This window comes from Streptomyces sp. NPDC017095, assembly GCF_044332325.1.
Classification (GTDB): domain Bacteria; phylum Actinomycetota; class Actinomycetes; order Streptomycetales; family Streptomycetaceae; genus Streptomyces.
In genome coordinates, this window is the sequence record NZ_JBIROU010000021.1 from 63,331 (window position 1) to 73,849 (window position 10,519).

The 10,519-nt window shown below is 74.7% G+C and carries 8 protein-coding genes; 2 read left to right on the plus strand and 6 right to left on the minus strand.

Annotation, left to right across the window (positions count from 1 at the left end; all coding sequences use genetic code 11):
- Positions 1–620: 620 nt before the first annotated feature.
- Positions 621–1,535 (minus strand): FAD-dependent oxidoreductase, encoded by a 915-nt coding sequence (locus tag ACH4OA_RS31135; protein WP_397972700.1) that lies wholly within the window; start codon positions 1,533–1,535, stop codon positions 621–623.
- Positions 1,536–1,671: 136 nt separating this feature from the next.
- Here ACH4OA_RS31135 and ACH4OA_RS31140 point away from each other — a divergent pair, with 136 nt between their 5' ends.
- Positions 1,672–3,312, plus strand: coding sequence for an ABC-F family ATP-binding cassette domain-containing protein (locus ACH4OA_RS31140; protein WP_397972659.1), 1,641 nt, complete (start codon positions 1,672–1,674; stop codon positions 3,310–3,312).
- Between the two features lie 55 nt (positions 3,313–3,367).
- On the opposite strand, the gene ACH4OA_RS31145 is transcribed toward ACH4OA_RS31140, so the two are convergent.
- Both ACH4OA_RS31145 and ACH4OA_RS31150 read right to left on the minus strand, forming a co-directional pair.
- A complete protein-coding gene (locus ACH4OA_RS31145) occupies positions 3,368–5,857 on the minus strand; it encodes a Tex family protein (protein ID WP_397935565.1) in 2,490 nt (829 codons plus the stop codon).
- 167 nt (positions 5,858–6,024) lie between these two features.
- Positions 6,025–6,780 (minus strand): enoyl-CoA hydratase/isomerase family protein, encoded by a 756-nt coding sequence (locus ACH4OA_RS31150; RefSeq protein ID WP_397935563.1) that lies wholly within the window; start codon positions 6,778–6,780, stop codon positions 6,025–6,027.
- Positions 6,781–7,001: 221 nt separating this feature from the next.
- Here ACH4OA_RS31150 and ACH4OA_RS31155 point away from each other — a divergent pair, with 221 nt between their 5' ends.
- Positions 7,002–7,532 (plus strand): ATP-binding protein, encoded by a 531-nt coding sequence (locus ACH4OA_RS31155; protein WP_397972661.1) that lies wholly within the window; start codon positions 7,002–7,004, stop codon positions 7,530–7,532.
- Positions 7,533–7,547: 15 nt separating this feature from the next.
- On the opposite strand, the gene idi is transcribed toward ACH4OA_RS31155, so the two are convergent.
- The 3 genes from idi to galE all read right to left on the minus strand — a co-directional run bounded on the left by idi (position 7,548) and on the right by galE (position 10,350).
- Complete coding sequence (gene idi / locus ACH4OA_RS31160; RefSeq protein WP_365881414.1) at positions 7,548–8,141, minus strand: isopentenyl-diphosphate Delta-isomerase; 594 nt, start codon at positions 8,139–8,141, stop codon at positions 7,548–7,550.
- A gap of 166 nt (positions 8,142–8,307) precedes the next feature.
- On the minus strand, positions 8,308–9,243 hold the full coding sequence (locus ACH4OA_RS31165; protein ID WP_365881412.1) for a cation diffusion facilitator family transporter: 936 nt from the start codon (positions 9,241–9,243) through the stop codon (positions 8,308–8,310).
- Positions 9,244–9,360: 117 nt separating this feature from the next.
- Positions 9,361–10,350 carry a UDP-glucose 4-epimerase GalE gene (gene galE / locus ACH4OA_RS31170; protein WP_365881410.1) on the minus strand — a complete coding sequence of 330 codons (990 nt, stop codon included), beginning with the start codon at positions 10,348–10,350 and terminating at the stop codon, positions 9,361–9,363.
- Between the last annotated feature and the right edge of the window lie 169 nt (positions 10,351–10,519).

The window sequence follows — 10,519 nt, forward strand, 5'->3', positions numbered from 1 at the left end:
CGCGCGGCACGGCCGGCCGCGGACCGTCGTACGCCGGAAGTCGCCGGGCACGGATCGTCCTGCGCCGGACGCGTCGGTCCCCGCGTCTCTGGGGCGTGTCGGTCGCCTTGGCGGGCGCGTGCGCGTGCCGCTGTGCTCCGGAAGCGGCCGGGTGCGGGCCGTCGTGTGCGGGGAGTGGCCGGGTTCGGGCCGTCGTGGGCCGGTCGTGTGGTTCGCCGCGGCTCTGGGGCGTGCTGGTCGCCTTGGCGTGCGCGTGCCGCCGTGCTCCGGAAGCGGCCGGGTGCGGACCGTCGTGTGCGGGGAGTGGCCGGGGACGGGCCGTCCTGGGCCGGACGCGTCGGTCCCCGCGCCTCTGAGGCGTGCTGGTCGCCTCAACGGGCGCGGCGCGCGGGCCGCGTGCGCCGGAGGCGGCCGGGTACGGGCTGCCGTGCGCCGGAAGTCGCCGGGTACGGGCCGTCCTGGGCCGGTCGTGCGGTTCCCCGCGCCTCTGCGGCGTGCTGGTCGCCTCGGCGGGCGGGGAGCGGCCGGGCGCGCGCCGCCCGGGGCGGGCCCGCAGCCGCCCAGGGCCGGGCGCGCGGTTGCCGCGCCCCTGGAGTGTGCCCGTCGTGCCGGGGGAGGCGTCAGGGGGCCGGGAAGGCCAGGTCCCGGGTTTCGCGGGCGCAGCCCCAGGCCACTGTGACGCCCCCGCCGCCGTGGCCGTAGTTGTGGATCAGGGCGCGCCCGCCGGGGAGGGAGCGGCGCTCCAGCCGTACCGCCGCGCGGGCCGGGCGCAGGCCCACCCGGTGGGCGAGGATCCGGGCCCCGGCGATCTCCGGCCGGACGGCCGCGCAGCGGGCGACGATCGCCGCGGCGGTCGCCGGGTCCGGCTCCAGGGACCAGTCGTCCTCCTCGGCCGTGCCGCCCAGGAGCAGCCGGCCCGGCTGCGGAATGAAGTACGTGGACGCGCCCGGGGAGTGGTCGACGGAGGTGAACCAGCTCGTCACGCCCGGGTTCTCCACCACGACCAGTTGCCCGCGCACGGGCCGCACCGCCGGGTCCGGCACCAGGGAACGGGCCCCGAGACCCGTGCAGTTGACCACCACCGTGGCGGGCACGGCGGCCAGGTCGGTCACCTCCCGCACCTCCACCGCGCCCCCGGCCCGCTCCAGCCGCCGCCGCAGCCATGCCAGGTGCACCGGCATGTCGACCACCGGCAGCCGCGCCGCCAGCCCGCCGGCCACCGCCCGCAGCCCCGGCACCCGGCCCGCCCACGCGCCCAGCTCCGCCGGCCGGACCCCGTCGTGAACGCCCTCGACCAGCCGCACCCCGGTCTCCCCGGGCCGCGCGGCCAGCTCCTCGTACACGCCGAGGGATTCCAGCGCCCACGCGCCGGCCAGCGGCCCGGGTTCGATGCGGTACGGCCACCACAGGCCGCCGGCGACCGCCGACGTCGTCCCCTCGGCCGGCTCCCGGGCCCACACCCGCACCCGCCGCCCGGACTCGGCCAGCAGCACGGCCGTCGTCAGCCCGGCGACACCGCCTCCGACCACGATCACTTCATCACTCGGCGCACTGTCCACACCAGGACGATAGGCCCCGCGCGGCCGGCCGGGGCAGGGCGGTCGCCCGGATCCGGAGCGGCGGGAAACCCGGCGGAGGCGTGTACCCGCCGCCGTTAGGATCGGCGTTCTGATGACTGCCACCCTCGTTGCCAAGAACCTCGCCGCCGGGCACGGCGACCGCCCCCTGTTCTCCGCGCTCGACCTCGTCGTCGCGCCCGGAGACGTGATCGGGCTGGTCGGCGCCAACGGCGCGGGAAAGTCGACCCTGCTGCGGATGCTCGCCGGACTCACCCCGCCCGACGAGGGCGAGCTGCGGCTGTCCCCGCCCGCCGCGACCGTCGGCCATCTGCCGCAGGAGCCGGAGCGCCGGCCCGGCGAGACCGTCCGTGATTTCCTGGCCCGCCGCACCGGTGTCGCCGCCGCGCAGCGGGCCATGGACGAGGCCACCCAGGCGCTGGTCGACGGCGCGCCCGGTGCCGACGACGCCTACGCGACCGCCCTGGAGCGCTGGCTCGGCCTCGGCGGCGCCGACCTGGAGGAGCGCGCGGAGGAGGTCACCGACTCCCTCGGCCTGACGGTGGACCTGGACCAGCCGATGACCGCCCTCTCCGGCGGCCAGGCGGCCCGCGCCGGCCTCGCCTCCCTGCTGCTGTCCCGCTACGACGTCTTCCTCCTGGACGAGCCCACCAACGACCTCGACCTGGACGGCCTGGAGCGTCTGGAGCGGTTCGTCACCGGTCTGCGCGCGGGCACGGTCGTCGTCAGCCACGACCGCGAGTTCCTCACCCGCACCGTCACCCGGGTCCTGGAACTCGACGCCGCCCAGGGACAGGTCAACGTCTACGGCGGTGGCTACGCGGCCTATCTGGAGGAGCGGGAGGTGGCCCGCCGGCACGCCCGCGAGGAGTTCGAGGAGTACGCCGACAAGAAGACCGCCCTCCAGGAGCGGGCCCAGACGCAGCGGGCCTGGATGGACAAGGGCGTGAAGAACGCCCGCCGCAAGGCGGGCAGCGACAACGACAAGATCGGCCGCAAGTTCCGCAGCGAGGCCAGCGAGAAGCAGGCCGCCAAGGCCCGCCAGACCCAGCGCCTGATCGAGCGCCTGGAGACGGTGGAGGAGCCGCGCAAGGAGTGGGAGCTGCGCATGGAGATCGCCTCGGCCCCGCGGTCGGGCGCGGTCGTGGCGACCCTGCGGGACGCCGAAGTGCGGCGCGGCGGCTTCACCCTCGGACCGGTGTCGCTCCAGGTCGACTGGGCGGACCGGATCGCGGTGACCGGTGCCAACGGCTCCGGGAAGTCCACCCTGCTCGGCGCGCTGCTCGGCCGTATCCCGCTCGACCGCGGCCACGCGGCCCTCGGCTCCGGTGTCCTGGTCGGCGAGGTCGACCAGGCCCGGCAACTGTTCCACGGCCCCGAGTCCCTGCTCGACGCCTTCCGCGCGGCCGTCCCGGACACCGAACCGGCGGAGGTGCGCACCCTGCTCGCCAAGTTCGGCCTGAAGTCCGACCACGTGCTGCGCCCCGCCGAGACCCTGTCCCCGGGCGAACGCACCCGTGCCGCGCTCGCCCTGCTCCAGGGCCGGGGCGTCAACCTGCTGGTGCTGGACGAGCCGACGAACCACCTGGACCTGCCCGCCATCGAGCAGCTGGAGTCGGCCCTCGACGCCTACGAGGGCACCCTGCTGCTGGTCACCCACGACCGGCGGATGCTGGACGCGGTCCGGGTGACCCGACGCCTGGAGGTCGCGGACGGCAAGGTGACGGAGCGCTGACCCACGCGTGGTCGGGGGCCGGACGGTGGCGCCGCCCGGCCCCGGACCCGTGCCGTCAGCTCTTCTTCGGGTTCAGCAGACCCGCGCGGCGCAGCGCGTCCGCCATCGCGCTGTTGGCCGGCGCCGGGGCCTGCCGCCCGCCCCGGTCACCGCCGCCCCGGCCCTGCCGCTGCCCTTGGCCCTGGCCCTGGCTTTGTCCGTGACCCTGGGTCTGGCGCTGGCCGCCCTGCCGCTGCCCCTGGCCGCCGTCGCCCCGGCCCTGCCGCTGACCCTGCCCCTGGCCGCCGCCCTGCCGCTGCTGGGGCGGACGGGCACCGCCCCGCTGCGGCCGGCCGCCGCCCTGGCCCTGCGGGGCCGCCTCGTCGTCCAGCCGCAGGGTCAGCGCGATCCGCTTGCGCGGGATGTCCACGTCCAGGACCTTCACCTTGACGATGTCACCGGGCTTGACCACATCGCGCGGGTCCTTGACGAACGACTTCGACATCGCCGACACGTGCACCAGACCGTCCTGGTGGACACCGACGTCCACGAACGCGCCGAACGCGGCCACGTTCGTCACCACGCCCTCCAGCACCATCCCGGCGGCCAGGTCGGAGATCTTCTCCACGCCCTCCTTGAAGGTGGCCGTCTTGAACGCCGGACGCGGGTCGCGGCCCGGCTTCTCCAGCTCCTTGAGGATGTCGGTGACGGTCGGCAGACCGAAGGTGTCGTCCACGAAGTCGGCCGGCCGCAGCGAACGCAGCACGCCGGTGTTCCCGACCAGGGACGCCACCTCCTGGCCCGTGGTCTTCACCATGCGGCGCACCACCGGATACGCCTCGGGGTGCACGCTGGAGGCGTCCAGCGGGTCCACGCCGTCGCGGATGCGCAGGAAGCCCGCGCACTGCTCGTACGCCTTCGGGCCGAGCCGCGCGACCTTCTTCAGCTCCGCGCGGGAGGTGAAGGGGCCGTGGGCGTCCCGGTGCGCCACGATGTTCTCGGCGAGCCCGGCGGAGACGCCCGACACCCGGGACAGCAGCGGCACGGACGCGGTGTTGACGTCCACGCCGACGCCGTTCACACAGTCCTCGACGACCGCGTCCAGCGAGCGGGACAGCTTCACCTCGGACAGGTCGTGCTGGTACTGCCCGACGCCGATGGACTTCGGGTCGATCTTCACCAGCTCCGCCAGCGGGTCCTGCAGCCGCCGGGCGATGGACACCGCGCCGCGCAGCGACACGTCCAGGTCCGGCAGCTCGCGCGAGGCGTACGCCGACGCCGAGTACACCGACGCGCCCGCCTCGGACACCATCACCTTGGTGAGCTTCAGCTCCGGGTGCCGCGCCAGGAGGTCGGCGGCCAGCTTGTCGGTCTCCCGGGACGCCGTGCCGTTGCCGATCGCGATCAGCTCGACCGCGTGCTCCTTCGCCAGCCGCGCCAGCGTGGCGATCGCCTGGTCCCACTTGTTGGCCGGCACATGCGGATGGATGACGTCGGTGGCGACGACCTTGCCGGTGGCGTCGACCACGGCGACCTTCACCCCCGTCCGGAACCCCGGGTCCAGGCCGAGCGTCGCGCGGGTGCCGGCCGGGGCGGCCAGCAGCAGGTCCCGCAGGTTCGCCGCGAACACGTTCACCGCCTCGTCCTCGGCGGCCGTGCGCAGCCGCAGCCGCAGGTCGATGCCGAGGTGCACCAGGATGCGGGTGCGCCAGGCCCAGCGGACCGTGTCCGCCAGCCACTTGTCGGCCGGCCGGCCCCGGCCGGCGATCCCGAACCGCGAGGCGATCACGCCCTCGTACGACGAGGGACCCTCGGTGGGCTCCTCCGGCTCCAGGACGAGGTCCAGGACCTCTTCCTTCTCCCCGCGCAGCAGCGCCAGGATCCGGTGCGAGGGCAGGTCCGTGAACGGCTCGGCGAAGTCGAAGTAGTCGGCGAACTTCGCGCCCGCCTCCTCCTTGCCCTCCCGCACCGTCGCGGCGAGCCGCCCGCGCACCCACATGCGCTCGCGCAGCTCGCCGATCAGGTCGGCGTCCTCGGAGAACCGCTCGGTGAGGATGGCCCGCGCGCCCTCCAGCGCGGCCTGCGGATCGGCCACGCCCCGGTCCGGGGCCACGAACGCGGCGGCGGCCGCGAGCGGGTCGACCGCCGGATCGCCCAGCAGCCCGTCCGCCAGCGGCTCCAGACCCGCCTCGCGCGCGATCTGCGCCTTGGTGCGCCGCTTGGGCTTGTAGGGGAGGTAGACGTCCTCCAGCCGCGCCTTGGTCTCGGCGCCCCGGATCCGCGCCTCCAGCTCCTCGGTGAGCTTGCCCTGCTCCCGCACCGACTCCAGGATCGCGCTGCGGCGCTCCTCCAGTTCCCGCAGGTACCGCAGCCTCTCCTCGAGCGTGCGCAGTTGCGCGTCGTCGAGCATCTCGGTCGCTTCCTTGCGGTAGCGAGCGATGAAGGGCACGGTGGAGCCGCTGTCGAGCAGTTCCACGGCGGCCTTCACCTGCCGCTCCCGTACGCCTAGCTCCTCGGCGATCCTGCCTTCGATGGACCCTGTTCCGAGGGACCCGGGTGTCGTCACGATCCCGTACCGCCTTCTCCACTAAAGGTTGCGCGGCAATTGTGGCAGGTGACACCGACAACCGGGATCAGGGCGCCGCCCGGCGGGGCGCCGGACCCGGTGGCCGGGCCGGGCGCCCGCGCGGCGGCGCGGCCACCGCGCGGCGCGGACGGCGGGGCCCGGACGCCTCAGTCGGGCGCGGTCACGCTCCAGGTGAACTGCGGCCGGCGGCGCTCCAGGAACGCGGCGACCCCTTCCGCCGTGTCGCCGCCGCCGCGGGCCCGCGCGGTCCAGTGGGCGTCCCGGTCGGTCCGGCCGGCCGCGAACTCCTTCGCGGCGGCCTGGGTGAGCTGCGAGCGGGACACCAGCACCCGGGTCAGCTCCGCGACCCGCCCGTCCAGCGCGTCCGCCGGCAGCACCTCGTCCACCAGACCGGTCCGCAGCGCCCGCCCGGCATCGATCAACTCCGCCGTGAACAGCAGGAACTTGGCGGTGGCCGGGCCGACCAGGGACACCAGCCGGCGGGTCGAGGAGGCCGGGTAGACGATGCCGAGCCGCGCCGGGGTCACTCCGAACAGCGCGCCCTCCTCCGCCAGCCGCAGATCGCAGGCCGCCGCGAGCTGCGCCCCGCCGCCCACACAGTGCCCGCGCACCACGGCGACGGCCGGCTTGGGGAACGCGGCCAGCGCCTCCTCGGCCGCCACCGCGAGGCCCTGCGCCTCCTCGGGCGAGCCCTGGAGCGTGGCGATGTCGGCGCCCGCGCAGAAGGTGCCGCCCGCGCCGGTCAGGACCAGCGCCCGTACCTCCGGATCGCGCGCCAGGGTGTCCAGCAGCGGAGGCAGGGCCCGCCACATCGGCGCCGTCATGGCGTTGCGCTTGGCGGGGTTGCGGATCACCACGGTGGCGACGGAGTCGGCGATCCGGTGCGACAGCTGGGGCTCCATGCGGCGGATCGTAGCCGAGGCGGTCCGCGCCGCCGCGGGCGGAGCACACCGCGCGGCCGGGCAAACCCGTACAACCCGACTAGTTCGCGAACCGGCGTGGGGGGAACAGGAACAGTCCCGTCGGCGACCAGGTCAAGCGCACCCGGTCAGAAACCGTTCGATACCCGCTGACTTCTGTTCAGGTGACCGGGCGGGAGCACACCGTTGCCAACACTCGGCGTGTGGTGACAATCGAGCGCGAGGACGGCGACCGGACGAGGGACAACCACGGGTACGGGGAGGGCCCGTGCCCGGCGGGGCGCGGCGAACGGCCGCCGGACCCGCTGCCGTACGAGGGCGTCTGGCGGTTCACCGCGGCGGCGGTGGACGCCTCGGTCCCGCAGGCCCGGCACGCGGTGAAGGACCTGCTGCTGCGCCAGGGCGTGCCGGTCTCCGACGACCTGGTGCACGGGCTGCTGCTGATCGTCTCCGAACTGGTCACCAACGCGGTACGGCACGCGGCGCTGCTGTCGCCGGTGCTGGCCGTGGAGGTGGCCGTCGGGGCCGACTGGGTGCGGGTGTCGGTGGAGGACGACCACCCCTACCGGCCGACCGCCCTGGAGGCCGACCACGGGCAGACCGGCGGCCGGGGGCTGCTCCTGGTCCGCGAGGTGGCCCGGGAGGCGGGCGGGGTGGTCGACATGGAGCACACCGCGAGCGGCGGCAAGGTGATCTGGGCCGCCCTGCCGCTCAAGCCCGCGGCGCTGCCGTGAGGCGACCGGGACGGATCACCAGCCGGCGGCCGGGCCCGTCAGTTCCCTGATCGCCGGCCGGGCCGCGTCCAGCACGGTCATGAACCAGGCCGAGAACGGGTCCCGGGCGTGCCGCTCCGCCAGCTCGGCCGCCGTCACGAAGCCGGTCGCGGCGACCTCCTGGTCGTCCGGCGCGAGCGGCGCCTGCACCAGGCCGACGAACAGGTGGTTGAACTCCTGCTCCACCAGGCCCGAGGCGGGGTCGGGATGGTTGTAGCGGACCGTGCCGGCCTCCGCCAGCAGCGACGGGGAGACGCCCAGTTCCTCGTGGGTGCGCCGGGCCGCCGCCGCGAACGGCGCCTCGCCCGGGTACGGGTGTCCGCAGCAGGTGTTGGACCACACACCGGGGGAGTGGTACTTGCCCAGTGCCCGCTGCTGGAGCAGCAGCCGGCCCCGCTCGTCGAAGAGGAACACCGAGAACGCCCGGTGCAGCCGGCCCGGCGGCTGGTGGGCGGAGAGCTTCTCCGCCGTACCGATCGTCACACCCTTCTCGTCGACCAGTTCCAGCAAAATCGCCTCTGCGGTGCCCTCCGACGGACTGTGCGTCGCGGTGGCAGGTGTGATCGGCATACGCATCCTTCGCTTCGGTCCTAGCACCCCAAGTCTGCCGTACGGGTCCGGCGCTCCGGGCACGTCCCGCGCGCGGCGCGGCACCGGGAGCCGGACCCGGTAGGTCATCGAGCCCGCCGCCCGCCGCAGGGAACCGCCCGGGGGCGGCCCGCACCGGCCCGGGCGCTCAGTGGCACAGCCGGGCCTCGTGCTCCGCGTGCCCGCCCGGCTCCAGCTGGAAGGTGCAGTGCTCCACGTCGAAGTGGTCGCCCAGGCAGCCCTGCAGCTCGTGCAGCATCTTCTCGTTCCCGATGGCGTTCAGCACCTCGGAGCTGACCACCACGTGCGCCGACAGCACCGGCATGCCCGAGGTGATCGTCCAGGCGTGCAGGTCGTGGACGTCCTCCACGCCGTCCAGCGCCAGGATGTGCGCCCGCACCTGCGCCATGTCGACGCCCTTGGGAGCCGCCTCCAGCAGCACGTCCAGCGTCTCGCGCAGCAGCTTCAGCGTCCGCGGCACGATCATCAGCCCGATGACCAGCGAGGCGATCGGGTCGGCCGGCTGCCAGCCGGTGGTCAGGAGCACCACCGCCGAGATCAGCACCGCCACCGAGCCGAGCGCGTCCGCGGCCACCTCCAGGAAGGCGCCGCGCACGTTCAGGCTCTCCTTCTGCCCGCGCATCAGCAGCGCCAGCGAGACGGAGTTCGCGACCAGGCCGACCAGACCGAACACGATCATCAGGCCGCCGCGGGTCTGCGCGGGCTCGACGAACCGCTGGACCGCCTCGTACAGGACGTAACCGCCGACGCCGAGCAGCAGCAGACAGTTGGCGAGGGCCGCGAGGATCTCGGCGCGGGCGTAGCCGAAGGTGCGGTTGGTGCTCGCCGGGCGGTTCGCGAAGTGGACCGCGAGCAGCGCCATGCCGAGGCCCACCGCGTCCGTCGCCATGTGCGCCGCGTCCGCGATCAGCGCGAGCGAGTCCGCCGCCAGACCGCCGGCGATCTCGACCACCATGACCATGAGCGTGATGCCCAGCGCCACACGCAGCCGGCCCCGGTACGCCGCCGTGGCCGTGCCCGGGGCGGGCGCGTGGGAGTGCCCGTGGTCGTGCCCTGCGCCCATGACATCCGCCTTCCGTGTGCCGCTCCGACAGGCCAGTGAACTACGGGCGGGGGGTATTGGCAACGCGGCACTGAACACCGTTGTCATATGCTGTGACCTGCGCAAACACTTCCCAGGTCAGGAGCTGGAGACCCGCTGTCCCTCCTGGTGCAGCAGCCAGCCGGCCCAGGCCGAACCGACCATCTCCCGCACCCCGCGCCGGGCCCGCCAGCCCAGCTCCGCGGCGGCCCGCTCGGCGGAGGCCACCGCGCGCGGCGCGTCCCCCGGCCTGCGGTCCTCCACCACGGGCGGCCGGCGGTCCCCGGTGACCTCCCCGACGACCGCGATCAGCTCGCGCACCGAGACGCCCTCGCCGCGGCCGACGTTCAGCGTCAGATCGCCGGTGACCTCCCCGGCGGCCAGCCGCCGCGCCGCCGCAAGGTGGGCCTCGGCCAGATCGGCGACATGGATGTAGTCGCGGACGCACGTGCCGTCCGGCGTCGGGTAGTCGGCACCGAAGATCCGCGGGGCCTCGCCGCGGGTGAGCCGGTCGAAGACCATCGGCACGATGTTGAACACACCGGTGTCCGCCAGCTCCGGCGCCGCCGCGCCCGCCACGTTGAAATAGCGCAGACAGACCGTGGAGATCCCGTGCGCCCGTCCGGCCGCCCGCACCAGCCACTCGCCGGCCAGCTTGGTCTCGCCGTACGGGTTCACCGGGGCGCACGGGGTGTCCTCGGTGATCAGGTCCACGTCCGGGTTGCCGTACACCGCCGCCGAGGAGGAGAACACCAGCCGGCCCACGCCCGCCTCCGCGACCGCCTCCAGCAGGGTGGCCAGGCCGCCCACGTTCTCCCGGTAGTAGCGGGTGGGCCGGGCCACCGACTCCGCGACCTGCTTGCGCGCCGCGAGATGGACGACGCCCGTCACGCCGTACTCCGCCAGGACCCGCTTCAGCAGCGGTCCGTCCAGGGTCGAGCCGCGCACGAGCGGCACCTCGGCCGGCAGCCGCTCCGGCACGGCGGCCGAGAGGTCGTCCAGCGCCACGACGCGCTCGCCCGCGTCCGCCATGGCCCGCGCCACGTGCGCCCCGATGTATCCGGCTCCGCCGGTGATCAGCCACGTCATGGTCGTCCACCCTATGCCGGGAGCGGCCCCGTGTCCCGGTTGCCCGGGTCTGCCCCCTTGGGTTTGTGGCCGGGCCCCGGATCGCCCATGATGATCGCGGCAAAGGCCGGGTCAGCCCTCGTGGGCCGCACCGTGAACGGCCGGTGAACACGGGCTCCGGACCATCCGA

What these genes read in the sequence shown, in the direction of transcription:
- ACH4OA_RS31165 (WP_365881412.1), bottom strand. Translation starts at nt 9,243, where the DNA reads ATGGGCGCAGGGCACGACCACGGGCACTCCCACGCGCCCGCCCCGGGC.
- ACH4OA_RS31140 (WP_397972659.1), top strand. Translation starts at nt 1,672, where the DNA reads ATGACTGCCACCCTCGTTGCCAAGAACCTCGCCGCCGGGCACGGCGAC.
- ACH4OA_RS31150 (WP_397935563.1), bottom strand. Translation starts at nt 6,780, where the DNA reads ATGGAGCCCCAGCTGTCGCACCGGATCGCCGACTCCGTCGCCACCGTG.
- galE (WP_365881410.1), bottom strand. Translation starts at nt 10,350, where the DNA reads ATGACGTGGCTGATCACCGGCGGAGCCGGATACATCGGGGCGCACGTG.
- idi (WP_365881414.1), bottom strand. Translation starts at nt 8,141, where the DNA reads ATGCCGATCACACCTGCCACCGCGACGCACAGTCCGTCGGAGGGCACC.